This window comes from Limosilactobacillus sp. (assembly GCF_041859915.1).
GTDB lineage: Bacteria > Bacillota > Bacilli > Lactobacillales > Lactobacillaceae > Limosilactobacillus.
On record NZ_JBFLGB010000026.1, the window covers coordinates 1 to 22,559 of the forward strand.

At 41.9% G+C, this 22,559-nt stretch carries 26 protein-coding genes and 3 pseudogenes; 8 read left to right on the top strand and 21 right to left on the bottom strand.

All coding sequences use genetic code 11. The features are described from left to right. Positions 1-617: 617 nt before the first annotated feature. The gene (locus ACEYV4_RS05005; protein WP_053003027.1) at positions 618-950 is read right to left on the bottom strand and encodes a YbaK/EbsC family protein; all 333 of its coding nucleotides are present in this window, start codon (positions 948-950) and stop codon (positions 618-620) included. Positions 951-1,103: 153 nt separating this feature from the next. Here ACEYV4_RS05005 and ACEYV4_RS05010 point away from each other — a divergent pair, with 153 nt between their 5' ends. The 4 genes from ACEYV4_RS05010 to ACEYV4_RS05025 all read left to right on the top strand — a co-directional run bounded on the left by ACEYV4_RS05010 (position 1,104) and on the right by ACEYV4_RS05025 (position 4,773). Further along, complete coding sequence (locus ACEYV4_RS05010; protein ID WP_367333276.1) at positions 1,104-1,811, top strand: NUDIX domain-containing protein; 708 nt, start codon at positions 1,104-1,106, stop codon at positions 1,809-1,811. A 117-nt stretch (positions 1,812-1,928) separates the two neighbouring features. Then, positions 1,929-3,371 carry a nicotinate phosphoribosyltransferase gene (locus ACEYV4_RS05015; RefSeq protein ID WP_373842310.1) on the top strand — a complete coding sequence of 481 codons (1,443 nt, stop codon included), beginning with the start codon at positions 1,929-1,931 and terminating at the stop codon, positions 3,369-3,371. Position 3,372: 1 nt separating this feature from the next. After that, entirely contained in the window at positions 3,373-3,921 is a 549-nt protein-coding gene (locus tag ACEYV4_RS05020; RefSeq protein WP_367333278.1) for a cysteine hydrolase family protein, read from the top strand. Positions 3,922-3,942: 21 nt separating this feature from the next. Continuing rightward, positions 3,943-4,773, top strand: coding sequence for an alpha/beta fold hydrolase (locus ACEYV4_RS05025; protein WP_373842311.1), 831 nt, complete (start codon positions 3,943-3,945; stop codon positions 4,771-4,773). A gap of 459 nt (positions 4,774-5,232) precedes the next feature. Here the strand turns inward: ACEYV4_RS05025 and ACEYV4_RS05030 are convergent, their stop codons facing one another. The 8 genes from ACEYV4_RS05030 to ACEYV4_RS05065 all read right to left on the bottom strand — a co-directional run bounded on the left by ACEYV4_RS05030 (position 5,233) and on the right by ACEYV4_RS05065 (position 10,083). After that, positions 5,233-5,553 carry a thioredoxin family protein gene (locus ACEYV4_RS05030; RefSeq protein WP_047766970.1) on the bottom strand — a complete coding sequence of 107 codons (321 nt, stop codon included), beginning with the start codon at positions 5,551-5,553 and terminating at the stop codon, positions 5,233-5,235. 15 nt (positions 5,554-5,568) lie between these two features. Continuing rightward, a complete protein-coding gene (gene trxA, locus ACEYV4_RS05035) occupies positions 5,569-5,883 on the bottom strand; it encodes a thioredoxin (RefSeq protein WP_047766969.1) in 315 nt (104 codons plus the stop codon). Then, positions 5,876-6,019, bottom strand: coding sequence for a hypothetical protein (locus tag ACEYV4_RS05040; RefSeq protein ID WP_169746073.1), 144 nt, complete (start codon positions 6,017-6,019; stop codon positions 5,876-5,878). The genes trxA and ACEYV4_RS05040 overlap by 8 nt, the downstream gene beginning before the upstream one ends. Before the next feature lie 3 nt (positions 6,020-6,022). Continuing rightward, on the bottom strand, positions 6,023-6,670 hold the full coding sequence (locus ACEYV4_RS05045) for a DsbA family protein (protein WP_373842312.1): 648 nt from the start codon (positions 6,668-6,670) through the stop codon (positions 6,023-6,025). A gap of 30 nt (positions 6,671-6,700) precedes the next feature. After that, entirely contained in the window at positions 6,701-6,997 is a 297-nt protein-coding gene (locus ACEYV4_RS05050) for a thioredoxin family protein (RefSeq protein WP_367333281.1), read from the bottom strand. Positions 6,998-7,136: 139 nt separating this feature from the next. Beyond that, a complete protein-coding gene (locus tag ACEYV4_RS05055) occupies positions 7,137-7,787 on the bottom strand; it encodes a metalloregulator ArsR/SmtB family transcription factor (protein ID WP_047766962.1) in 651 nt (216 codons plus the stop codon). Between the two features lie 123 nt (positions 7,788-7,910). After that, complete coding sequence (locus tag ACEYV4_RS05060; RefSeq protein ID WP_367333282.1) at positions 7,911-9,230, bottom strand: cupin domain-containing protein; 1,320 nt, start codon at positions 9,228-9,230, stop codon at positions 7,911-7,913. Next, on the bottom strand, positions 9,214-10,083 hold the full coding sequence (locus ACEYV4_RS05065) for a Sir2 silent information regulator family NAD-dependent deacetylase (RefSeq protein ID WP_047766960.1): 870 nt from the start codon (positions 10,081-10,083) through the stop codon (positions 9,214-9,216). The genes ACEYV4_RS05060 and ACEYV4_RS05065 overlap by 17 nt, the downstream gene beginning before the upstream one ends. Before the next feature lie 186 nt (positions 10,084-10,269). On the opposite strand from ACEYV4_RS05065, the gene ACEYV4_RS05070 reads away from it, so the two are divergent. The 3 genes from ACEYV4_RS05070 to ACEYV4_RS05080 all read left to right on the top strand — a co-directional run bounded on the left by ACEYV4_RS05070 (position 10,270) and on the right by ACEYV4_RS05080 (position 11,714). After that, entirely contained in the window at positions 10,270-10,857 is a 588-nt protein-coding gene (locus ACEYV4_RS05070; RefSeq protein ID WP_373842313.1) for a TetR/AcrR family transcriptional regulator, read from the top strand. Positions 10,858-11,035: 178 nt separating this feature from the next. Further along, positions 11,036-11,365 (top strand): hypothetical protein, encoded by a 330-nt coding sequence (locus ACEYV4_RS05075; RefSeq protein ID WP_367333284.1) that lies wholly within the window; start codon positions 11,036-11,038, stop codon positions 11,363-11,365. Continuing rightward, positions 11,289-11,714 (top strand): dihydrofolate reductase family protein, encoded by a 426-nt coding sequence (locus tag ACEYV4_RS05080; protein WP_373842314.1) that lies wholly within the window; start codon positions 11,289-11,291, stop codon positions 11,712-11,714. The genes ACEYV4_RS05075 and ACEYV4_RS05080 overlap by 77 nt, the downstream gene beginning before the upstream one ends. Before the next feature lie 266 nt (positions 11,715-11,980). Here the strand turns inward: ACEYV4_RS05080 and ACEYV4_RS05085 are convergent. From ACEYV4_RS05085 to ACEYV4_RS05120, 8 genes and pseudogenes are all read right to left on the bottom strand, one after another. Then, positions 11,981-12,055 (bottom strand): annotated as a pseudogene (locus ACEYV4_RS05085) (helix-turn-helix domain-containing protein); the annotation flags it as partial. Between the two features lie 727 nt (positions 12,056-12,782). Then, complete coding sequence (locus ACEYV4_RS05090) at positions 12,783-13,724, bottom strand: YitT family protein (protein ID WP_373842315.1); 942 nt, start codon at positions 13,722-13,724, stop codon at positions 12,783-12,785. A 133-nt stretch (positions 13,725-13,857) separates the two neighbouring features. Continuing rightward, positions 13,858-14,907, bottom strand: a pseudogene (locus tag ACEYV4_RS05095) (alcohol dehydrogenase catalytic domain-containing protein). A 34-nt stretch (positions 14,908-14,941) separates the two neighbouring features. Further along, positions 14,942-15,274, bottom strand: a complete 333-nt coding sequence (locus ACEYV4_RS05100) for a putative quinol monooxygenase (RefSeq protein WP_047767654.1) — start codon at positions 15,272-15,274, stop codon at positions 14,942-14,944. 11 nt (positions 15,275-15,285) lie between these two features. Then, positions 15,286-16,290, bottom strand: a pseudogene (locus ACEYV4_RS05105) (aldo/keto reductase). A gap of 81 nt (positions 16,291-16,371) precedes the next feature. Continuing rightward, entirely contained in the window at positions 16,372-17,244 is an 873-nt protein-coding gene (locus tag ACEYV4_RS05110) for a LysR family transcriptional regulator (protein WP_373842316.1), read from the bottom strand. A gap of 31 nt (positions 17,245-17,275) precedes the next feature. After that, positions 17,276-17,881 (bottom strand): NAD(P)H-binding protein, encoded by a 606-nt coding sequence (locus tag ACEYV4_RS05115; protein ID WP_373842317.1) that lies wholly within the window; start codon positions 17,879-17,881, stop codon positions 17,276-17,278. Between the two features lie 14 nt (positions 17,882-17,895). Further along, complete coding sequence (locus ACEYV4_RS05120) at positions 17,896-18,729, bottom strand: aldo/keto reductase (RefSeq protein WP_373842318.1); 834 nt, start codon at positions 18,727-18,729, stop codon at positions 17,896-17,898. 104 nt (positions 18,730-18,833) lie between these two features. Here ACEYV4_RS05120 and ACEYV4_RS05125 point away from each other — a divergent pair, with 104 nt between their 5' ends. Beyond that, complete coding sequence (locus ACEYV4_RS05125; RefSeq protein ID WP_047767665.1) at positions 18,834-19,277, top strand: MerR family transcriptional regulator; 444 nt, start codon at positions 18,834-18,836, stop codon at positions 19,275-19,277. A gap of 357 nt (positions 19,278-19,634) precedes the next feature. Here the strand turns inward: ACEYV4_RS05125 and ACEYV4_RS05130 are convergent, their stop codons facing one another. From ACEYV4_RS05130 to ACEYV4_RS05145, 4 genes are all read right to left on the bottom strand, one after another. Next, positions 19,635-20,030: a type II toxin-antitoxin system death-on-curing family toxin gene (locus ACEYV4_RS05130; RefSeq protein WP_047767667.1), complete on the bottom strand. Its 396-nt coding sequence runs from the start codon at positions 20,028-20,030 to the stop codon at positions 19,635-19,637. A 2-nt stretch (positions 20,031-20,032) separates the two neighbouring features. Then, complete coding sequence (locus ACEYV4_RS05135; RefSeq protein ID WP_367333287.1) at positions 20,033-20,284, bottom strand: AbrB/MazE/SpoVT family DNA-binding domain-containing protein; 252 nt, start codon at positions 20,282-20,284, stop codon at positions 20,033-20,035. Positions 20,285-20,785: 501 nt separating this feature from the next. Next, the gene (locus ACEYV4_RS05140; RefSeq protein ID WP_340555424.1) at positions 20,786-21,988 is read right to left on the bottom strand and encodes a site-specific integrase; all 1,203 of its coding nucleotides are present in this window, start codon (positions 21,986-21,988) and stop codon (positions 20,786-20,788) included. A 72-nt stretch (positions 21,989-22,060) separates the two neighbouring features. Beyond that, entirely contained in the window at positions 22,061-22,261 is a 201-nt protein-coding gene (locus tag ACEYV4_RS05145) for a hypothetical protein (protein ID WP_340555425.1), read from the bottom strand. Positions 22,262-22,559: the final 298 nt, after the last annotated feature.

The window sequence follows — 22,559 nt, forward strand, 5'->3', positions numbered from 1 at the left end:
GCGGCGCGCAGGAAATACATGTTGTTCACGCCCGGGATCTCGACCGGGTACTGGAAGGCGAGGAAGACGCCCTCGCGCGCCCGCTCGTCGGCGGCGAGCGCCAGCATCCTTTGTATCTTGGCTTTGGTCGACTAAAGTATACAACGCAGGAGAGCTTGCGTTTATTTTTTTGCCAAAAAAGCCAATAACCACACGCCTTTGGCGTGATTATTAGTTTTCAAGTTTCAGCTTTCAAGTTTCAGGTCATCATTTAAGATGAAACTAGGTAAGTCTACTTGTTAACATTTACCTAGTAATTTTAGTTGATTTTTCCCTAGTCATTACGGTCAGTTTGTTTATCCTTAGCAATCAACCGGTCGATATACGTCTCATCACCAACTTTAGTAACCTGGATCATCCCATCCCCGGCATTTGGATTACCAATACCACAAACCGCTAATTAAGTCACTGGGGGAACATCGCTTTGGGCTGGTCCTTACTCGGCCGATAAAACGCTTTTTGTTCTTCCTTAAAATCGTCCGCCACTACTATCTCTTCCATTACACTTGAGCCTTAACAACCGGGTTGCCCCACTGCTTTAATAGTTTCAATAAACCCCAAACAGGTAAAATAACTGTTTATTGGTTCGTGTTCGGGTGACACCCAATCTGATCATGATGGTCAACAATGTCTTGATCAAAAATCACGGTAACTTGGCGATCCTGGTTATTGATTAAGTTCATTGGTGAAACGGCACCAGAATAAATACCCAGGTAGTTTGTTAGATTAGCATCCGAAGCAAACTTGAGCCGGTTCCCATGGACAATCTGCCGTAACTGCTTCATATCGAGGCGCTTATTTTTATCAATAACGACTAAATAAAAACCATTGCTATTCTTAAGAAAGAGGTCCTTGGCCCGAGCAAAGGCATAACCCTGGACATATTTGTCCACTTCCTCGGCTGTATACACCGGGGATGATCAATTTCTTAGTCAAGGGCACTGAGAACTTGATTAACCATCAGATCACCTTCTTTAATAAATTCTACTGTATCGCATCATTACAGCACAAAAGGTAAATGCTAAAATAGAAGTAGCTAATTATCTGGAAAGGAGGAGCCCAGATTGGATAATAAGATTGTTGCCCGCCCCTTAGTAACCATCACGAATGTTATTTGGAGCTTTAATACGGAACTGCACCGGCCACAGTTATTATTAATTAAACGGGCCGACGAACCATTAAGGGGAAAGTGGGCCTTGCCAGAAACCTTGTTACGTAGTCATGAAAGTGCTGATGCAGCGTGCATTCGCTTGATTGAGGATAAAATCGGCCTCCAGGTGCCGATAAGTTCAACTGAACAATTGGCCACTTTTACTGATCCCAACCGGGTTGCTGGTAACCGGGTCTTATCATTAGCCTACATGACTTATCTGCCCTCGACGCCCAAGCTGCATCCAGGCTACGGGGCAACTGACGCCCAATGGTTTATCCTGAGTGCTGATCAGCACCAGTATGTGATCAGTCACGATCGGCAGCAATTCGTCTTAACAACGCCTTCTGATCTTGCGTTTGACCATGTTCAAATTATCAACACCGCAATCAACCGGATTAAAAATAAGCTCGATTACCAACCGGGCATCCTCCACATTCTCGGTGATTCCTTCACCCTGCGCCAGGCCCGAGAAGTCTTTGCGGCATTCTTAGGAACCACCCCCGATAAAATTGATAATTCCAATTTTAAGAAAACTCATAATCACCTGTTTAAGGAAGTCGGCACCGCCTCATTACAACATTCAGGCCGGCCACCAAAGTTGTTTAAGCTAAATTGTTAATTTTATAAACTTGCATTTTCAAGAAGAGTATCTATACTAGACGTAAATAAAAGTCAAAGATACTTTTATTCTTGCGATAATTAAAGTACTTTTTACTTAAAAGAAAGTGTGGATAATATGGATTTACAAATGTTAACCGACCTTTATGAATTCTCAATGGCAAACGGCTATTACGCCACCCTGCCTCATGATCGCCAGGCCCGGTTCGACGTTTTCTACCGGCGGGTTCCTGATAATTGCAGCTTTGTCATTGCGGCCGGTCTCCAGCAAGTAGTTGAGCAAGTTGCTAATTGGCATTTTTCTAAGGAAAACATTGAATACTTAAAATCACTAAAAGAGTTTAGCCCTGATTTTCTTGACTACCTTAGCAAAATTAAAAACAGCTGTACTATCCAAGCTCTTCCCGAAGGCACCCCAGTGTTTCCACGAGAACCAATTATCTCCATCAGTGGTCCCTTAATTGAGGCACAACTCTTAGAAACTTTCGTCCTCAACATTATTAACCACCAATCACTAATTGCCACTAAGTCATGGCAGATTAACCATGCTGCTCAAGGACGGCCAATTATGGAATTTGGTGCCCGTCGTGCGCAAGGACCAGACGCGGCCACTTATGGTGCACGGGCAGCCGTGATTGGCGGTTGCACCAGTACTTCAAACTTGCAAGCAGCTAGTCAATTCCACATTCCAGCAGCGGGAACAATGGCGCACGCCTGGGTGGAAAGCTTTCCTGACGAACTAAGCGCCTTTCAAGCATGGGCAAAAGTTTACCCGAATAAGATTTCCCTACTGGTTGATACATATGATGTCCTTAAGTCAGGGGTTCCAAACGCTATTCGCGTCTTCAAGCAAGCCCGCGCCAATGGCCATGAACCAGTTGGCATTCGGATCGATTCCGGGGATATTTCCCAGCTTGCCATCAAAGCGCGGCAGATGCTCGATGAAGCGGGCTTCCCACAGGCTAAAATCACTGCTTCCAATGCTCTTGACGCCCACGTTGTAAAATCACTGTTGGACGAAGGAGCACCAATTGATAACTTTGGGATTGGTGAACGCTTGATTACCAGTTCTTCTAGTCCGGTCTTAAGCGGCGTCTACAAATTAGCGGAAGAAAGCGTCAATGGCAAATGGATCCCAACGATTAAGGTTAGTGATAGCCGGGAAAAGGTTACGATTCCGGGTAATAAGCAGGTTTACCGGATTTATAGTAATGATCAGCCAAATAAGGCGATTGCCGATGTCATCGCCCTGGCTGATGAATCCATCACGACACCGCTCAAGGTTGTTAACTCCGATCCTACTGCCACTAATGCCAGTCAAATCTTAACCAACTTTACTGCCAAACCACTATTAAAAACCTACTTAACCGCGGGCCAGCCGGCAAAGGTGGAAACGGATGTCTTTAAGATTCAACAGACTTCTCGGCAATTGCGCGCTCAATTACCAGAAGCAAGTAAACGGCTAGTCAACCCTGACCGGTACCCTGTTTACTTAACCACTAAGCTAGCTGATCTCCAAGAACAATTGATTACCAAAGCCCAATTTGCTGAGGAGAATTAAAATGACAAAAGCATTATTAATTATTGACTACACAAATGACTTTGTTGCTGACAATGGATCTTTAACCGTCGGTAAACCAGCTCAGGCGTTAGAGCAACCAATCATCAGTTTAGCTAACCAGTTTCTTAAAAATAAGGATTACGTGATTCTGCCGACTGATGGTCACTTGAAAGATGATCATTTTAACCCAGAGCATCGCTTATACCCACCTCACAACATTATTGGAACTAAGGGACAAGAATTGTATGGCAAAGTTGGCCAATGGTTCCAACAAAATCAGACTGATTCCCATGTCTATAAATTTAATAAAAACCGCTATTCTGCTTTTCAAAACACTAATCTGGATAATTATTTACGGGAACGACGGATTAACGAAGTCTGGATTTGTGGAGTATGTACCGATATCTGTGTATTGCACACGGCAATTAGTGCATATAACCGTGATTATCAAATTGTCATCCCCCAAAAGGCAGTCGCTACTTTCTCCACTCTGGGGGCAAAGTGGGCAATGGGACACTTCAAGAATGTCCTTGGAGCAACGGTTCGTTAACGCAAGAGGAAGTGTATATCAATGAGTTTTTATGGCAACCAAACTGAAAGGATGGTTGAATCAGCCACTTCGGGTATTCATTTGCACACAATCACTAACCTAGCTGAAGCTCCACAGGCAAATGTAATTATCGTTCATGGGTTATCGTCATATGCGAAAAGTTATGACCCCTTCGCTAGTTTTCTTGTTAAGCATGATTGCAACGCTTTTCGCTATGATCAGCCTGGCCATGGAAAGTCAGAAGGGCCACGGGGATATATGGATTCTTTAACTGACCTTTATGAGAATTTACATGTAATGGTTAAAAGAACCCAAACGGCTTATCCAAATCTCCCCTTATTTGTCATTGGTCATAGCATGGGTGGCGAAACAGTCCTCTTATACGGTATAAAGTACCCGCAAACGGTTGATGGATTCGTGGTGGCTGATCCAGTTTCTATTGTTAAAGCACCAAATACGTGGAGTAAGGGTTTAACAGGCGACCCCAAGAAGCAGTTACCTAACGTGTTAAGTACAGGACTTAACAGTGACCCACGAGTAGTTCATAGAATTCAAAATGATCCTGCTAATCTTCATCACTTGACTGTCGGAATTTTGCAAAATGAAATTAAGGGAGCTTACTTCCTCCGGGAACACCTAGCTGACTTTAAGGATCCACTATTATTTTTACAGGGACAAAAAGACGGTTTGATTGATTATCATGATTCATTAGAAGCTTACGCCATGGTTGCTTCCAATGATAAAGAGCTTCATGTCTACTCTTCTTTGATGCACAATATTTTCGACGAGCCCCAACGAAAATGGGATGTCTACTCAGAAGTCGTCCAGTGGATTAATTGTCACCGATATTAAAAGAAAAGTGTCTTGACACCGATTTGTAGGTATTAACCTGCTTTGGGGTATAAAAAGAGACGCCACAAGGGGCGAAGGCTTACCAAGTTGCTAAACTCTTTAAGCGAAGCCAAAATAAAAAATCCCCGGCCAAATTGGTCGAGGATTTTACAGTTTAAAATGCTGTTTCCCCGCTACTATACGTAACTAGTTTGCCTTCTTACGCTTACTGAGTCAGGTAGCCTAGTATCAATCTTTATGAGCAGTAAGAAACACTTTTAAAGACTTACTTCACTTTACCGGGGATTCCGAAAGGCTAGTTGCACATCAAAATGCGATTTAGCAAGCCAGTCTTGTCTCTCCCACTTTATTTATATGATTACCCTATTTAGGAGCATCAGCAACCAACGCAAACAATAAGGTTACCAAAGTTACAATCCCAACAAATTGTCCCATCACTTTCCCTACCTTTTTTAATTACTAATCGAGCTTACGAAGGAACTCCTCTACTTCTTCCTTGGTTTTCCGTGCCTTGTTCACCAGTCGACCAGCCTCTTGGTCGTCCTTAAAAAAAATGAAGCTCGGAATACCCATAACATTAAGTTCCTTGAACAACTCTAAATTTTGGTCACGGTCTACCTGGAGAAACTTATATTCTGGAAAATCATCCTCAATCTCTGGTAGATGAGGCTTTATAAAATTACAATCAGGACACCATTCGGCCATGAACTCAAGGACGTACTGCCCATCGCCCAGGTGATCCATTAATTCTTGCTTGCTCATTACGGGAATTTTTTCCATTGTTGCCACCTCACCTTAATTAGCGTACCGGTTCAGGACCTGTTCTAACTGGTCTTTTCTGTGAAGGCCAACCAGCTTTTCAACCACTTGGCCGTCCTTTTTAACAATCAAAGTCGGGATCGACATGATACCAAACTTTAGCGGTGTTTCTTGGTTAGCATCGACATCCATTTTATTTACCTTAACCCGGCCATCATATTCCTTGGCAATTTCTTCGACAACCGGCCCCTGCATCCGGCACGGTGGGCACCAGGTTGCCCAAAAATCGGTTAACGTTACACCAGTACCAGTTTCTTTTTCAAAATTTTGATCAGTTAAGTTCTTAACCATTTTTCTTTTCCTCCGTTTTCTTATCTTGCAAAGTTCGTTTATTATGGCCAGCAATATTGCAACCATCTGGCCCACAAGTGCCGATAGTATCTTGGTCACCAAATGTCTTAAAAGCTGTTTTCTTATCCTTATCCAATGCTTATCCCTCCTCAGCTTGAACCTGTTTTAGGACTTTTACAAAAACCGCATAGGGCTGGGCCCCACTAATTCCATACTTATTGTTGATGACAAAGAATGGGGCCGCATGAATCCCAGCCTGTTGGGCTTCTTGCTCATCATTGATAACGTCTTGGCGATAATCATCCGATGATAACACCTGTTCGACCTCATCTTTATCCAAGCCAACCGCTACGGCCGCCCGGGTTAAAACATCGTGGTCGGCGATCGATTGCCCATCATTGAAGTACACCTGGTAGAAACGCTTAATAACCCGTTCAGCCAGGTCAGAATCGTGCTTGCTATTAGCTAACTTAATCAGCCGGTGAGCATCAAGTGTGTTAGTGGGAACGACTTGTTCAATCTGCATCGGCAGGCCATCCCCATGGGCCATTGCCTCAATTTGTGCCATCTGCTTTTTGGCCTGGGGCTCAAGGGCAGCGTTGCCCCGGGTGAAGTGGTTAATGTAACTATCCGTCGTTTCCTGTGGGGCTGTTGGATCAAGTTGGAAGGCCTTAAATTCCAATTTAGTATCATCGGCAATTCCCACTTCCTTCATTGCCCGCTTCATCCGGTTAGAGCCAATGTAGCAAAACGAGCATGCAATATCTGACCAATATTTAATTTCCATTACTTATTCCCCCAACGAAAATATTTATTTCTATAGGTAATAACGAATAAAGCTTTCTAGCTGGTTATGGTCGATAAAGTGGGGAATCCTTTCCACCACTTCACCATCCTTTATCAAGACCATACTAGGCGCGGTCTGCACCCGGTACTTGTCAGCTAACGTTGCGTCTGTGGCGACATTAACCGACTGAACTGTCAACTGTCCGCGATACTCGTCTTCAATCTTTTGAATAACCGGTCGTTCGGTATAACATTGCGCGCACCAGTCATTTTCAAAGGCTAACAGGGTTATCCCCGGTGCGTCAGTATCTAAATGATTAACGTTCATCGATTAATCACCTACTTTCCAAAAAACTATTCAACAAATTGATTGAATAGTTAAATATTAACACTTACTTTTTATAAGTCAAGGTAATAATCATAGTCAAATAAAAAAGTGGCTGGGAGAAGCAAATCTCTCAACCGCTTTATTTATGTTCAGTTGTTTTCTTCCAGTCGTAACAGCTATAATTTAGACTCCGGGCCGTAAAGCCGTGCTGGTTTAATAACTGGGTCGCTAAATTGGCATAAGGACACAACCGCCCGCGACAGTATACAATAATTGTTTTTTCCTTTGGTAACCGTGACAAGCTCGTCGATAAACTATCTAGCGGGATATTGATTGCCGCATCAATGTGGCCAGCCTGATACTCTTCAGTCGGTCGCACGTCCAGGATAAGGTCTTGCTTTGCTTCATCAATTGCTTCACCGAGCGTGATGGTTCTGACCCCTTCTTGACGGTTAGCTCTAGCATGAAGCATCTTCACCTCTGATAATTCATTTTCCCCAACCGAGACTAACAAGGCAACAAGCTCGTTAATTTGCGGTGAGCTGAGCTGGTAGATAACATGGTTACCATCTTTAACGGTTCTTACCAGGCGACTATCCTTCAGTACTTGAAGGTGCCGTGAAGTGTTAGCCACACTCATCCCGGTTTCTTGGGCAATTCGGTCAACTACCTTGGGAGACTGGGATAGTAAATCTAGGATTTCCAACCGTTTATCACTACTTAATCCTTTCCCGACTCTTGATAGTTCTTTATATAGTTGGTGCTTATATTCAACTGCTTGCTGGTTCATCACTACCGCCTCACTAAACTAATCAAATATTCTATTGAAAAGTTTAGTGCTATTAAAAGCTAATGTCAAAGAATGCGTGAAAACCTCCGAATTCATTGTCAGCTATTTATATAAGCACAAGAATTAATCACTTACCGTCAAACGTTCAATTAGCTCCTTTTGTTGTGGGAACACCTTCTTTAGCTGCTCAACCCTAGGAATCATCAGCTCACTTGACGCCGATGACGGCAACGTAATCCTGATTTGGGAAAAGCCCGTTGCTCCCTTGGCATCTTCCATTGCAATAAACGTATTTGGCTCAACATAAAAACCATGAACCTCATTATTTTCCTTGTTCAAACCCAGCTTAACCAAATGATAGTGACCGTCTTGGGTAAAGCAGTGAACGTCAACCGGGTCACCATACGAGTACATAAGTGCCCGCCCATATTGAACCGTGTGTATATGTGACGGGTGCTTACCGTCAATTGTCGTATACATAATCAGCTCTCCTGGCTGGTAACCTTTATTGACGGTATATGAAGGATAAAAGCTCTGCAGTACCTTCTGCTGCCTTTTCTTCTCTTCGGGTGATAGTTGCGGGGCTGATTTAGCAGGCCCCTGAGTAGCAACATCACCTTTCCCGGTAATCAACGCATCAAATGCTGCTAGGATCGTTGACGAAAAGCCGATTGAGCGATCAGCAATGGCAGCGAGAATATTTAATTGCCCCTTGTTGATTGTAATATAGCGGCTCTGCTGGTTTCCAGCGACCAGCTGCATGCTTGGCGCCTTGATCATTTGATTCTGGGGACCGATTCCTAACTCCAGAACAAGGATCTTTTTTGTTTGGTAGCGACTAATGAAACTCTCAAAGGCGCTCACCTGTACTTGATCCATATTAAAGGTCGGTCCAGGAAGATTGGTTGCTAGTGGTTCTCCACAAGACGAGCATGTTGGTAGATCGCCTTCGGTTAAATTACCAGCCTGGTCTTTTTCATAAATTTCGTGAAGGGTCGCTTTTAAGTCGACTGCCGGGTGTTCCTTAGGATGGGCAGTGCAAATTCCCGTCTGCCAGTTTCCCTCGACTTCAAGAAGGTTATTAAAGCCGGCCAAAGCAAAATGATGGTCAATATTCGAGGTCCAGATAAAGTAAGGCTTGTCCCCCACAATCTGTCGTAACTTATCCATTAATTCAGCGGGATAGTAATTATAGTTGTAATATTCCGCAATTCGCGCATAAACGCGCCACTTATCAAGGACATTGGGGTAGTGGTAGTTAAGTGCCCCAAGTAGGTTTGGTAAATTATACTTTTCAACGAGATTGCCTAGAACAGTCGTCAATTTACGATCACTGGCAAATAGGTTTAACCCCTCGGAAATTGAAAAGCCGTTACTAGCAGTTATCAAAAATGCATCAGCATCATGAAGCCATTGTTGGGCCGTCTTAATCGCGTTCGTCATTTTGTCCTCCTTTGATTAAATGGGCAATACTTTGCAAAGCCTTTGCCGTATCAGTACTGATTAATAGTGACCGGTCTTTTATTACTGGATTGGTTAGCGCATCTTGGGGATTAAAGTTAATGTAGAATGAGTGGGCTAAGTAATTCGTCATTTCCCAAAATGGCTCCTGGATAAACATCGGCGTCATCCGGCCAACCCCAATTTCTATAAAGAGAACTTTCTTTAAGCGGTACTTACCAAGAAAGCGGTTGGCTTTTTCGTATTCTTCATAATATTTTTTATCTTCAAGAAACTCCGGCCCCCGCACCCACGGGATAAGTGGTGTTCCATCAACCTTACTTTTAGGTATCAACGTCGTGGGTAGTCGGTTGCTTTCAATTTTAGGTAGTAATTTATCAAGGTAACGATTAATTGGGTACAAATTCTTATCCGTTGCTGTATTTTTACTTTGGAAGAATCCCCACGATCCTTGGATTTCGCTCACGTGTTCTGCGGGAAAGAACTTCTTGAACAACATATCTTGGTTCGTGGTGATAATGTGGTAAGGCTTGTTGTGGACAATTGTTTTCAGATAGTTATAGACATCATTTTGTGGCGGAATCGTTGAAACCATCTTCAACATTTTTAGTAGGTAAGCCCACCGTTCCTCTTCCGACGCAAACCGGTTATAGAATCCCTTAAAAATCCCTTCAAAGTGATACTTTTGATAAAAGTCCCGCATGTACTTCATAAATAAAGGGCTGGCCTCATACCAAAAATTCATTCCGGCAGCATTTGACATCCCTGAACCGGCACCAATGATAATTGCATCAGCATTATTAATATGAGCTACGACATTTTCAAGATCAGTCATATTGGTTCTCCTTTATCCGATATCGTGTCTATTTTTGAACACCGTGTAGTTAAATGATATTATTAATTGTAGTTACCGGTGCCCTTAAAATTAATAACGTTTTTGCAAAATCTATCGGTTTATGGACACTCTAATAAAAGTGTCAAGAACAGGACACCTCTTCCCTACTGGTTAATTGAAAGGATAGTGGAACCATTGGCAAACGGACCAAGAAAACAAGATCGACGAACAATATACACAATCAACGTAATCAAAGACAGTTTTTTAGAGCTGATCCAAAAAACACAATATTCCAAAATCACGATTAAAAAGATCTGCGAAAAGGCCGACATTAGCAGGTCGACCTTCTATCTCCACTTTGATTCGATTAACGACGTTTTGAATGCGGTCCTTGATGATGCCATTATGGTGACATCACCGCATTACCTGGAAATCAATGACTTCAGTGTTGATTACCTGAAAGAAAATGAGTCTTTAATACCAGCCTGCCAGCGGGTGGGGGCAAGCGCAAAATACCGTAAATTACTCCTTGATCCTGATTTAACCGAATACATCGTCGGGCGCATCATGGTTCATGAACGCAATCGAGTAGTTCCCGCAATTCAAAAAAAGACGGGACTCGGTAAAGAAGACGCTGAAACATTATTCTTATATACCCTTCACGGTTCCTTTGCCGTTAACCGTGCTAACCACTTCAGGAAAAATGATAAATGGTATCATGACGTTCAGCTGTTAAATAAGTTTACCTTGAACGGGTACCGGACCCTCAAATAGCCCTTGATGTACTGCCAGAATAATGGTCATATTAAATACGCAAAGCCCACAGGAAGTTTTATAATCCCCCCCTTATTTGTAATTCATTTTTGGAATGAATCCTAATTAATAATAAGTATTTCAAATAGCTACCGCTACGATTTAATATTAAAGAAGAAATCTTAAGGAGGAATTATAAATGAGCAAGCCGTACATTATCGTTCATATGATGGAGTCAGTTGACGGGCGGATCGATTGCGGGATGACCGCCCAACTTGGCGGAAATCCAGAATATTATTCATCATTAGATGCAATTAACGCTCCTACCCGCATTAGTGGTCGGGTGACTGCTGCAAGTGAATTAACTGGTGGTGGCCAGTATATTCCCCAAGACAATGCCACACTTAATAAGACGACCTTTACTAAAAACGTAACCGCGGATAGCTACAATATTGTGGTTGATACTAAGGGAACGTTGTGCTGGGGCACTGAAACTAGTACTAGTTTTCCCCCACCTGATTATTACTAGTGAAGACGTCACTAAGGAGTACTTGGATTACCTTGACCGACAAAACATTTCCTGGATTGCGACTGGTAAGGGCCAGATCGATTTAAGGCAGGCAATGGACATTCTAGCAACCGAATTTGGTATTAGGCGGCTGGCAATTGTCGGTAGCGGTAAAATTAACGGCGGCTTTCTCAACGCTGGCTTGGTTGATGAAATCAGCGTTTTAATTGGGCCCGGAATCGATGGCCGTATCGGTCAGTCCAGCCTGTTTGACGGTCGTCCCGGCAATCGTCAGCCAGTGGCCCTACAATTAAAGGGCGTCAAATCCTATGAAGATGGCGCTGTCTGGCTGCGTTACCTGGTTAAGTAATTACTTCTTATATTTATTTTTACAAAACAGCCTGCTATAACGGTACTTTTAATCGTTATAGCAGGCTGCTTGATTTACTGCCATCATAAAATATGTTGGTCCAGCGCATGGACACCACTGGCATAGTGTCCCCAAACACTAAAAATGGTTACCAGGTTTTTTTTGAATCAATCGAATAAACAACCCGGTTGCTTTGACTAATGCGTTTAGAATATATACTCGGTCGATTATGCCGCCGCTCTAGTGATTCAAAATGATGACCACGACCTTTGGGATCGTTTCTCATTATGAAGTGTTTCGATGACAACGCGGTCTGAAAATGATAAGATAGTGGTGCCCATAAAGGTCCTTCTTTCAATGGAATGTTATGGTAACACCATTAAAGACCTTTATGGGTTTTTCTGTCCACTTAAATGTTCAACTTAAATTTTACAATCTACCTCATATTTAAAAATAGTACGGGGGTTCGCCGTTATAACTGGCTATTAAACTCAATTATTGTATTTTCATGGCAAACATTTTGGCAAATAAACATGTAGTCTTAAGTGAGTTAGCCGAGTTTTAACACTGCCAAAATGCCGTTATCTTGCGCCTCCAACTCTAAGTTACATTACAATTCTATTCGATATCGATGATGCCTTCGACAATTGGAATTCCCAATTGCTGGTACCGAGAACAATATCATTGCCCAAGGCATCAAGGTTATACAGTGATTCTGCCGATTCAGGGTTAAGTAAAGGATAGTTTGCGTATTGTACCGTTTTGCCGCTGTGAGATTCATTTTCTCAACCACCAAACCGAAGCCCATTCCGTCATGTTCTGCCGGGTCCATTTTGACCAGTTCTTACGTGACGTTATGGGTACATTGGAATCACCCTTGATAGCTGTAACTTCCAGTTTGGTTTTTTACTTAGCGAACTAGTTCCAAGATCGTCCCCAATCAGGTCGATGAAGCCTAGCAGATCCTGTCAAATATCCTCAACCGCTACCTTCCAATCCATAAACCAACAAACCGAATGCCGATTTTTCAATGTTTGTTCAAAAAGCTAACCTCCTGTAGTTTTATGATTATTGCTTTTCATTGGTTGCATCCAGTCGACGTTTCTTCTCTTGTGTTAAAACATCATATTCATCTTGCATCGACTTATAAATTTTCTGTGCCCGTAACAGATTATTTTTGGCAATATCAAGCTGCTCATCCAACTCATGGTTAGAATAACGGGAAGCTGATAGCTGTGTCTGGAGCGTCTCCCGATACCAATTAATCACCGTCTTATAACTAATAATTCCCGCTTGCTTAAGAGAAGACCCCAACCGACGAATCTTCGTCTTGTTTTCGGCAATCAAATGAATGTTGTGCAGAACCGGCCGACTAACGTGGATAGTCCAATAGTTAATCAAGGGACCTGCGAAGAAAGCAATCACGAAGGTTGCCACCCCAACCGAGCCATGAACCAACAGTGCACAAATCATAAAGGCAATATCCTGAATAACTCGCGCTGTCTTATATTTGATATGAAGCCTTGAGGACGCAATCGGGGCAATGGCATCGTAAGGTGCAACCCCCAGGTCCGCACACATGTATAGTGATGCCCCAAATGTAAATAACAGCATACCGATAACCAGGTCACCAATAATTAGGAGCAAGCCCATGTGATGATTGGTCGCAAAGGTATTTTGATACCAGACATTACCATACTGGATAATATAACCGACTAGCACCATGTTCAGGATTGTCCCGATCCCGATCATTGAATGATCAAGAAATAGAACAACCACTAAAATAATCAGGTTGAAGGCTAATTGAAAGTTACCTAAGCCAATATGCAGCATGTTCGAGGCACCAACATTAGTTGCAGTAAACGGCGGTGTACCAACGTGTCCCCCTAGCAGGAAGGACGTTCCAATGGATAGAAGAAAGATCCCAATCAGCGCCATCAGAATCCGTAGACTTACATCAAAAATCTTACCTTTCGGGTCACTTATCAAACTGTTATCTTGATTGTTCATCGAAGACTTACTCCTTTATTTTAGAATAGTTAAGTTAGCTCCCGGCCTCACCGGAGAGCTTAAGTATTTAAAATAGAGACTGGGCGTTAACTCAGTCTCTATTTGACTTAATACAAGTAGTTGACTCTTCTATTTATTCACTTACGATTACCAGTGACTTAATTGCTTGCCGCTTATTCATCGCTTCATAAGCCTGCTTGATTTCATCAAGCTTGAACCGCTTCGTGAATACCTTTCCTGGATGGATCTTACCATTTAGAACGGCATCAAGTAATACTTGCCTATCATAAGTGGTTACCGGCGCCGTTCCCCCACGAAGGCCAATGTTTTTACCAAAAAGCTGGTTTGCTTTAGGCTCCGTTTCAGGAACACCAACCCGGCCAATCACAGCACCTGGACGAGCAATTTATCCGGCCTGCTCAATTGCGCTAGTCGCACCAACACATTCAAGAACTGCATCAACCCCGGCATTTTCTTCGGTCAACGCTAAAACATCCTTAACTGCTTGGTCACCTTTACTAGAAACGATATCCGTAGCATCAAACTCACGCCCAAGTTTAGCTCGGTCAGCATGGTGACTCAACAGGATAATTCGTTTGGCACCACGCAATTTAGCACCGATAACGCCACAAAGGCCAACCGCACCGTCACCAATAACTGCTACGGTTTCGCCATCCTTTACTTCAGCACTAGTAGCAGCGTGGTAACCAGTTGCCATCACGTCGGCCAGCGTCAAAAGGTCGTTCAACTGTGCATCGGAATAGTCTTTTGGTTGACCAGGAATCTTGACCAATGCCCAGCTAGCATTCTCTGTCCGCAGGTATTCAGCCTGGTAACCGGTAGTAATGCCACTGGCGAAGTTGCTGTTAAGGCAATTACTGTCAAAACCATTCTTGCAGGCGACACAGTGCCCACAACCATGGGTAAACGGTACGATCACAAAGTCACCTGGTTTAACGTTCTTGACGTTTCCACCAACCGCATCCACGATGCCAATTGCTTCGTGGCCAACCACCGTTCCTGGACGATAAAATTCATGAATGCCCCGGTAAAACCATAGGTCCGATCCGCAGACACAGGCCCGAACGACCTTGATAATGGCGTCATTGGCCGTCTTTATTTCCGGTTTAGGAACATCCTTAAGTTCAACATCGCCCGGCTTTTCATATACGGTTGCTTTCATAGTCGAATGGCTCCCTTCATTAATTAATAATGCGTTATTTACGAATGAATTTCTGATCATTCGCTGGTATTCCCTGTACATCAGTAACGTAACGCTCAACGCGCATGTGCAGGTCATACTTTTCTCGCAGATTAGCGAGTTTATGCATCATTGGTGACGCATGGTGAGCATTCAAGGCTTGTTGGTCACGCCACTGATCAATCAAGAGAATCGTCTCTGAATCGTTCAGTGATTGAAAATAATCATACCGTTCATTCCCAGGCTCATTACGAATCCGTTGCGCGACTCCAGTCTTCTCCATCTCTTCGGCAAATCGTTTAGCACTGTCATTTTCACCGGTATAATACAGGTTTACAACCAAACTCATAATATGCCCTCCTACTTAACATCCTTGGGTAACATGCCCACGGGGTTCTGATTAAGTGCGCCGACAATCTCGTGAGCTGTGTATGGTTCATCGAGATAATCCACTTCATCAGGAGTTAATTCAACTTCAACGGCCCGTGCCGCATCATCCAGGTACTGAGTCTTAGTTGCACCAACAATTGGTGCTGTAATCCCCTTGGCCCATTGCCAGGCTAGGGCAATCTGCGACATCTTGGCATGATGTTGGTCAGCCACTTCAGCGACCCGTTTAATAATCGGCATATCCTGCTGTTTAGCATGGTCGTACTTGGCCCGTTCTGAAGTATCCGTTTCATTACGTTTGGAATGTCCTTCCCAAGTTGGCCGGGTCAAATGCCCACTGGCGAACGGACTATATGGCATCATCATCACACCATCTTGCTTGCAAATAGGAATCAGTTCTCGTTCATCTTCACGATAAAGGAGGTTATAGTGATTCTCCATTGCGACAAACTGGTGCCAGCCGTTTTTTTCAGCAACGTGTTGCATGTTTTGAAATTAGTATCCATACATAGCCGAAGCGCCAATGGCCCGCACTTTGCCTTCTTGAATTACGTTATCCAAAGCTTCCATGGTTTCTTCGATTGGATGATCATAGTCAAAGCGATGAATAATATATAGGTCTAGATAATCGGTGCCCAGCCGCTTTAAAGTACCATCAATTTCCCGATTAATTGCTTCTTTGGAAGGGCGACCATCATTAAAGTAAACCTTGCTAGCAAGGACGACCTTATCTCGTGAGATTTGATGTTTCTTCAATGAATTACCAATGTACTCTTCACTTGTGCCCATTCCGTAAACATTAGCCGTATCAAAAAAATTGATGCCCAAACTAAGGGCATATTGAACCACCTTATCGGTCTGTTCTTCATTTAAAATCCACCGATAAGTCTTCATGGCGGGCTTACCAAAGCTCATCCCACCAACCGCTAATTTAGATATTTTAATATCTGTCTGTGGAATATGACTATACTTCATCGATCAACGCCTCTTTAGTGCTATTATGAGGTGACTAATTATGAATGTAAATTGCTTATAGTTAATACTTGTCTACTCAATTTAGGCATATATAGTTTGGAGCTTTTCGATAAATCTTTGCGTTGCTTCAGTTAAAGTATTTCCTTTTGGCCAGATAAGAAATTGTGTTTGACGACGTTCAGGAGAGAAGGGGATAAACTTTAAATTAGTTGAAGATGGTCGTGGAGCTTCTTCAATACAAACAATATTTCCAATACCTGCTTGAGCAAGGTAGCTGACATTGGTGAGTAGGTTTGATTCTGCAACTATCTCTAACTCTCTTCCCTGAACCAGCTCATTTAAATCATCATAGAATAATGCCCGATGGGGAATGATTAACGGCAAATTTTGTAGATCTTCGGCTGTAATCACTTGATGGTGAGCTAACTTACTGTCTGATTTAACTAGTAATCCCCACCGATCTTGAATTGGTAACTTAAGAGTATGATATTTAACGGTACTAATCGGTGCACAGACCACGCCCAGTTCTATGTTTCCTTGATCCATTCGTTCCTGAATATCTTCACCATCGGCATCATAAAAATCGTAGCGCACGTGTGGATACTGTCTATGAAAAGCAATCAGTTGGGGTAATAATAGCTTCGTTACTTCCGATTCAACACAACCAATATGAATTGTGCCGGTTAAATCATTATTATTAATGTTTGCTATCATTTGATTAGCCTGATCGAGTTCAGCTATTATCCGCCGAATTTTCTTTTCGTATGCACTACCAGCCTTAGTCAGGTACATTCGTCGCCGTTCCCTGGTAAATAGGGGAGTATTAAGTTGCGTCTCGAGCTGTTGAATTTGCCGACTGAGCGTTGGTTGAGAGATATGTAATTCCCGTGCAGCCGCCGAAATTGTTCCCTGCTTAGCTACTACTAAAAAATAACGTAAAATTCTTGTTTCCATGTTGGCACCTGCGAGTATTTAAATTAGGACATTAAATCAGATCCCTAGTGATACTGATATTCCTCCTTGAATACATCTTATCATTGCTAATCAAGTGAGTGGCAAATTTGAGTAATGATGGGACTGTTGTTATATACCCCCTTGCCTTTTCACCCTTAATAGTTAGCACAAAATCATCCTCTTTACCTGCCCTTAGAAAGCCTGGTCGAATAATTGTATAGTTTAGATTGCTACTTTCAATAATATCAACTGCTTTCCTATTCGGTAACTGAGCCTGATTATTTACTAGGTTATCTTTTCCATCCATTTCATCGGGAATTTCATTATATATCCCAACGGCACCCATAAAAATTAGGCGGTCAACCTTTTCCTCAGGCATTAACTCAACAAGGTTGTTTGCAACTTGAGGAAGATGTTTACCAGAAATGGCACAGAAAACCACGTCTTGTCCCTTCAATGCCCGTCTTAGATCATTACGTTCAAGAGCGTTTCCTACCATAATTCGAGTACGCGCTTGAGGCTTTAACCTATCAGCATGTCGGGCAAACAAGGTCAGATGCTCTTTTGTTGTCGTCATTAATTTTTTCGTTAGCGCGGTTCCCAACGTACCAGTGGCACCTAAAATCAACACATTCATTTATGGTCACTCTCCTACCAATTCATAGCCATTTCAACAAGACTAGGATCTTCAGGATTGCCAATCAATGGCTGGCGTTTATCAATGTCTGCAACTGTTTGTAATTCCTTATCTGTCATTGTGAAATCAAAGATATCAATGTTTTCTTGAATATGCTTTATACGTGTACTTCTTGGAATAACAATAACCTTTTTCTGAGTAAAGTAGCGTAGTAATACCTGTGCTGGCGTTTTCCCATACTTTTTTGCTAGTGAAATAATCACCGGTTCTGAGAACATCTTGTTTCGTTTTCCCTGCCCCAAAGGTGCGTACGCCATTTGTTGGACTCCATACTTAGCCAACCATTTGCGATCTGACTTTCTTTGGCAATAGACATTTGTTTCGATCTGGTTGACGGCAGGCACTACCTTATTAAATGAAATAAGATCAACCAACCGGTCTGGTTCAAAGTTAGATACCCCAATAGCACGAATTCGCTTTTCTTGATAAAGTCGTTCCAGTTCATGCCAAGCATGATAGTAGTTACCAAATGGCCAATACAGGAGGACCAGGTCCAGGTAGTCGGTATTCAATTTATGCATGGAGGAAAGGACGGCGTCCCGTACGTTATCATAGGACTTAAAATTAACCTTGGTTACGATAAATAAGTCTCGGCGATCAATGCCACTCGCCTTTATTCCTTGTCCAACTGCTTCCTCGTTTTCGTAAGCCTCTGCAGTATCAATTAACCGATAGCCATTTTTTATTGCGGTGCTGACCGCATCTACGCAATTCTGGCCAGCAAGTTGAAAGGTACCAAAGCCCAACAGCGGCATTTCAACATTATTATTTAACGTGATAGTTTCCATTTAAAAAACTTTCTTTCAAGCACGGTGCTTAACTACTCGTGTTACCATAAAGTATAGTTAGTTCGTGTAACTCGAAGTCAATCTTTTAGCTTAAGGAGAATGGTATGACCTATTCATTAAAACAGTTTGCCGCAATGTTTCATGTCACAGAATACACTATTCGCTACTATACCGACATCAATATCCTGCCATGTGAACGTGATGGACAGAATCGACGTGTATTTAACGAAAAATCACTTAATTGGATGCAGGGGATTACCTGCCTAAAGGGATGTGGGGCCTCAATTGACGACATCAAGGAGTATTGTAAACTTTGCAAATTACCTGAATCCCATGAAAACATGCAGAAATGGTATCAAATTATTTTGCACCAACGCAAAAGAGCTTATCAACAGCTATCAGAAGCCAAAGCCACTGTCGATTATATGGATCATAAAGTTCAACATTATAAACAGATTTTGAACGGCACCATCCCGGACGATAGTAATCCCCAAAAATGGACGAGAGAGAATCGGCCGACAATGCATTTAACCAATAATAAAAAGTAAATTTCCCAGATTATACATGATATTTAAATCAATAAATTTTACCTTTATTTCTCATTTTTTCACACACCGAAATCGGCTAAGTTCTTGGTGCCGTTGGCCTACAGCGATTCAACGTGGTTTGAAGTAACACATAAAACAGTCACGTGAGAAAAAAGTGCGAAGTCGATAACGTTTTTTAACGTAAAATAGCCTATTCTAACGACTGAAAATGCCGTCAGAATAGGCGATTATGCTTTAGGATAACTGAAGTATTGATACAACAGTATTTAACTCTAAACGTGTTAAGACCCAATGTTAAAAGTGTAGTCAAGAACTTTGTTCAAAAGTTGATGTGGCGGGAAAAGTGTCATATTAAAATCACTTTTTGACTTGATGTTTTTTCAGATACTCTGCCACTTTCAACATGACTTCTTCTGAATCGGGAGAGTTAGTAACATCTAAAACCATTTGTCCAGCCTCAATCCCTTCAAAGTGAAGAGTTATTCCGTTCAAGATTAAAAATACTTTTGCAGCTTCAAATGCTGTCCGTTTATTACCATCAGCAAAGAGGTGTTTCTTAGTAATCTTTTGCAAATAGTAGGCTGCTTTTAACCAAACCGTCGGATAAGCCTCACGCCCAAAGAAAACCTGCTTTGGCGCTTCAATAATACTATTTAATCCGTTAACATCCAATACACCTATTGAGCCTTCACCAGCCCGACGAATGATTCGACGGTTAATTTCAGTTAGCTCTTCCTCAGTCAAATATTCCATGTTTACTTATCCTTTAGGAAGTCCAATATTGCTTGATCTTCGTCTAAACTCTGATTCAAAATTTCAGAAAAATGATCATGGGCCTTATTATCGGTATCAGCAGCCTTAATCACAACACTACCATCATGAGAATTAAGGGTCACATTGATTTTATCGCCTACTTTAAGCCCCGCTGCATCCATAATGTCCTTACTAATCCGCACAGCACTTGAATTACCTGATTTGAAAATTTTAGTTGGTGACTTAATAGCCATTATTCAGGCTCCTTTCTCTTCGTATATACAATTTTATTATATAATATATACATTAATTTATCCACATCGCTTCTCTTTAGTACATTTTGATACGCGACTATTCTTACTACTTAAATCATCAAATTTTGCCCTTATTTCTCACTTTTTCACACATCAAAATCGGCTAAATGCTTGGTGCCGTTGGCCTGCAGCAATCCGTCGTAGATCAAAACAACACAAAAAACACTCACGTGAGAAAAAGTGAGAAGTCGATAACGTTTTTTAACGTAAAATAGCCTATTCTAACGACTGAAATGCCGTCAGAATAGGCTATTAGACTCTTTATAGTGCTGACTAGAAGGTCGGAGGTTAATCCACGCCTTCCCTTGATACATCAGTCTTTTGAAACTTAGAATTAATAAATTGTGTGCATAATTTGTGCCTAAATTGCAAACCTCATCCATCTGCTGAAACCAGATGATAAAATGTGCATTAATAGTTAACACTCATTCATGCAGTTAATTAAGCCATCCAATTATCCATCATCTTTCGGTTAACGTCGCGATCAGATTTAACATATACACGCATAAAGATAGCTAGACTATTACCCATTCGCTCAGCAGCCCACGGATAAGACATCCCTGGCTTGTTAGCAAGTTTTGTACACAGCGTATGGCGGAAAGAATACATGGACAATTGAGCTCCATGCCCTTCAATTCCTAGCTTGTTGCAAATCTTCTTTAGCATTTCATTCATGCTCCGCTGAGTAATCGGAATATTATTCGCACAAGTCTTGTAATCATGTAAATTCAGGAACATCAAATTTTCCGGATTTTTCAAGCCATGACGACTCAAGAAATTCTGTTGCTCGCTTCGGTACAATTCAACAAAATCCGCAAGTGACTGCGAAATTGGTAGACAATACCTAGAATAACCCTTAGGACGTGCTTTCAGTGAACCATTGAAGGCCTTAGCATAATCAGACCATGAATCATTGATCTTGAACGTTGGATATTCATCCTCAACAACAAGGTTATCAAATCTCAATGCTTGAACTTCACCAGGCCTCATTCCGGTTTCTAAATCAATCCACAAGGCCAAGCGAGTACCCCAATTAGCAACCGAAGTATTATTTAAGCCTAGTTGAATCTGTTCTTTAATCGATTGCAATTCATCATTGGAAAAAATATAACGCTGCTTACTAACACTGAAGTCACTCTTCCGAAAGAATTTATCTAAAAATTGCTCAGGAACCGGATTGGACTTAACCACTGTCCCAACTATCTCTTTGAAGAAATTACGCATGTGTGCTAACCGATGGGCAATTACAGTAGCTCGACCAACTGTTGATTTATGTTTACGCACAAAATCATGAGCAAACTTTTCAACCACTCGTTCATTGATATCCTTAATTTTGGCATTTTGAAAATACTTTTTGAATTCAGCAGCCGAGTTACTCCAATCACGATAAGTAACAGGTGAAATAGAACTCTTACGTTGTTTCACATATCGTTCAAAAGCATCCGCAAATACTGTGGTGCCATCCCATAACTGCATTCCATCCTCATAATCAGCCCACATCTTACGTTCAACGGCCTTCGCATCACGCATATTCTTAGCGTATTCAATTGGCCAACTTTCACGCTTACCTGTTACCTTATTAACGGGTTGGATACGTACTTGGTACTGCCCAGCATGTTTACCTGTTTTCATTTTTTTGATCATATAAACCTTCTCCTTCGCTAAAAAGAAAAGGTTGTAAGAACTGATCTAACAGATATCTTACAACCTTCTTACCTACTTTGTCCACGTGGTTTGCTGATGAAATCCCGCGTGTAGTAGCCATTGTTGGACTTCATCAATGTTATAGTACTTACGGCTTCCAGTAGATAGTTGGTGATAAGGCATTCCTTGCTTAAGGAGTCGGTATAGTAAAGTGGTACTAATACCTAATTTTTCACAAAGCTGTTTACCATTTAAAATATTCTTACCAAACATTTTACATCTGACCTTTCATGTCAGATAATGATTGGGATAACAAATGTATTGATGAAACTTGAAAGCTAATAATCACGCCAAAGGCGTGTGGTTATTGGCTTTTTTGGCAAAAAAATAAACGCAAGCTCTCCTGCGTTGTATACTTTAGTCGACCAAAGCCAAGATACAAAGGAGACTTACGTCATGAATATTATAAGACAAAAAAATACAGAAAACGAGCTTCACAATATTGTTCATCAATTTACTTCCCTCATTGGTCTATCTAAACTCACCAAGTTGGTGAATTATCGCCGGAATT

Coding starts and splice junctions, on each gene's coding strand:
- ACEYV4_RS05140 (WP_340555424.1), bottom strand. CDS start 21,988: ATGATCAAAAAAATGAAAACAGGTAAACATGCTGGGCAGTACCAAGTA.
- ACEYV4_RS05110 (WP_373842316.1), bottom strand. CDS start 17,244: ATGGAAACAAGAATTTTACGTTATTTTTTAGTAGTAGCTAAGCAGGGA.
- ACEYV4_RS05115 (WP_373842317.1), bottom strand. CDS start 17,881: ATGAATGTGTTGATTTTAGGTGCCACTGGTACGTTGGGAACCGCGCTA.
- ACEYV4_RS05025 (WP_373842311.1), top strand. CDS start 3,943: ATGAGTTTTTATGGCAACCAAACTGAAAGGATGGTTGAATCAGCCACT.
- ACEYV4_RS05030 (WP_047766970.1), bottom strand. CDS start 5,553: ATGGAAAAAATTCCCGTAATGAGCAAGCAAGAATTAATGGATCACCTG.
- ACEYV4_RS05045 (WP_373842312.1), bottom strand. CDS start 6,670: ATGGAAATTAAATATTGGTCAGATATTGCATGCTCGTTTTGCTACATT.
- ACEYV4_RS05130 (WP_047767667.1), bottom strand. CDS start 20,030: ATGGAATATTTGACTGAGGAAGAGCTAACTGAAATTAACCGTCGAATC.
- ACEYV4_RS05135 (WP_367333287.1), bottom strand. CDS start 20,284: ATGGCTATTAAGTCACCAACTAAAATTTTCAAATCAGGTAATTCAAGT.
- ACEYV4_RS05015 (WP_373842310.1), top strand. CDS start 1,929: ATGGATTTACAAATGTTAACCGACCTTTATGAATTCTCAATGGCAAAC.
- ACEYV4_RS05075 (WP_367333284.1), top strand. CDS start 11,036: ATGAGCAAGCCGTACATTATCGTTCATATGATGGAGTCAGTTGACGGG.
- ACEYV4_RS05125 (WP_047767665.1), top strand. CDS start 18,834: ATGACCTATTCATTAAAACAGTTTGCCGCAATGTTTCATGTCACAGAA.
- ACEYV4_RS05050 (WP_367333281.1), bottom strand. CDS start 6,997: ATGAACGTTAATCATTTAGATACTGACGCACCGGGGATAACCCTGTTA.
- ACEYV4_RS05090 (WP_373842315.1), bottom strand. CDS start 13,724: ATGAACAATCAAGATAACAGTTTGATAAGTGACCCGAAAGGTAAGATT.
- ACEYV4_RS05055 (WP_047766962.1), bottom strand. CDS start 7,787: ATGAACCAGCAAGCAGTTGAATATAAGCACCAACTATATAAAGAACTA.
- ACEYV4_RS05060 (WP_367333282.1), bottom strand. CDS start 9,230: ATGACGAACGCGATTAAGACGGCCCAACAATGGCTTCATGATGCTGAT.
- ACEYV4_RS05020 (WP_367333278.1), top strand. CDS start 3,373: ATGACAAAAGCATTATTAATTATTGACTACACAAATGACTTTGTTGCT.
- ACEYV4_RS05065 (WP_047766960.1), bottom strand. CDS start 10,083: ATGACTGATCTTGAAAATGTCGTAGCTCATATTAATAATGCTGATGCA.
- ACEYV4_RS05145 (WP_340555425.1), bottom strand. CDS start 22,261: ATGTTTGGTAAGAATATTTTAAATGGTAAACAGCTTTGTGAAAAATTA.
- ACEYV4_RS05120 (WP_373842318.1), bottom strand. CDS start 18,729: ATGGAAACTATCACGTTAAATAATAATGTTGAAATGCCGCTGTTGGGC.
- ACEYV4_RS05100 (WP_047767654.1), bottom strand. CDS start 15,274: ATGAGTTTGGTTGTAAACCTGTATTATACCGGTGAAAATGACAGTGCT.
- trxA (WP_047766969.1), bottom strand. CDS start 5,883: ATGGTTAAGAACTTAACTGATCAAAATTTTGAAAAAGAAACTGGTACT.